The organism is Dellaglioa sp. CoH-57-MRSF-18 (assembly GCF_056781995.1).
The window spans coordinates 1-637 of sequence record NZ_JBXAXX010000041.1 but is presented as its reverse complement, the minus strand read 5'-3'; the positions used below and the strand labels follow the sequence as shown (position 1 = coordinate 637).

Below are 637 nucleotides of genomic sequence, written 5' to 3'. Positions count from 1 at the left end.
ATCACTCGACCTGATTCGAGGGGCGGCAAAATTTCGAGGATACCTGTATCGAGATCACGTGGTACGCGACGCTGTAGCCGTCCAGATTTTCGACGGTCGCGATTATCGGTACTACAATCCGCTGGATATCACAAATCCAGACTTCTGGGACTTCGTGAATGCGTGCACGGGCTTGACGTTGGCTGTTAAGAATTCTGGTGTTGACATTACGTACGTCGAATACCCCGACAAGGCGGGAAAGCGGTGTTCGGTGTTGAAGACTGCCGTGTCCGATACACTGGGCCGCGTTATCGTCAAACTTGTGCTGGATGAATAATGAACGAATGTAAACCCGGTGGCTGTTCCTCGCTTGGGTGCGAAGGTGGCCACTACTGTTTCAATGAAGACGGCACCGCAAAGCCGATGCCTGAAGGAATAACCCAAGATATGCTGAACCGATTTGGTTTTGGCAAAGGAAACAAGATGAATGTTCAACCGTATGGCCGTGATGAACTGGCGGCAGCAAACGCCGCAGGTTACCTGATTCTCGATTGGGCAGAGGGCCTGACTCACCTACGCGCAGGCTTCCGCAAGATGGATGACGCACTGCCCGGCCAGAATCAGAAGCTGGCGTCCGAGGGCTTCCAGCAAGCAACAC

At 53.2% G+C, this 637-nt stretch carries 2 protein-coding genes; both read left to right on the top strand.

Annotated features, from left to right (window positions below; all coding sequences use genetic code 11):
* Window positions 1-316: hypothetical protein (locus AC1RPG_RS07940; protein ID WP_481762458.1), on the top strand; the 316-nt coding region annotated here is incomplete at its 5' end.
* Window positions 316-637 (top strand): hypothetical protein (locus AC1RPG_RS07935; protein WP_481762457.1); only part of this gene is annotated, 322 nt, incomplete at its 3' end. The genes AC1RPG_RS07940 and AC1RPG_RS07935, both read left to right, overlap by 1 nt.